We start from the raw sequence: 237 nt of genomic DNA, 5'->3' as shown, positions 1-237 counted from the left end.
AAAAAAAAAAATCTTCCTCATCTCTTCGATGCTCTTCGTCTGCAGCAACTTCGTCATCGGCCAATCGATCGTTGCCTTAGTACCCTTCTTGATCCTCCCTCCGCTTCGATTCTTGCTCGCGCTCTTCGTTCTGTGGCCTCTTTTCCCCCCGGTCCAGACACCCCCGTTCACACCCTCCATTTGGCTCACCCTATTACTGCAGACGTTCTTCTCAACGTTCATCTTCCCGTCTCTTCT

1 protein-coding gene is annotated in these 237 nt (G+C 51.1%); it reads right to left on the bottom strand.

The window, feature by feature from the left end; all coding sequences use genetic code 11:
• A partial coding sequence (locus G3N99_RS39425; protein ID WP_206125102.1) for a hypothetical protein occupies nt 1-222 on the bottom strand: 222 nt, incomplete at its 3' end.
• Nucleotides 223-237 lie beyond the last annotated feature (15 nt).

Origin of the sequence: Burkholderia sp. Ac-20392, from assembly GCF_017104585.1 — a bacterium.
GTDB lineage: Bacteria > Pseudomonadota > Gammaproteobacteria > Burkholderiales > Burkholderiaceae > Burkholderia > Burkholderia lata.
The sequence above is the reverse complement of the archived record's forward strand: the minus strand, read 5'-3'. Positions and strand labels throughout refer to the sequence as shown.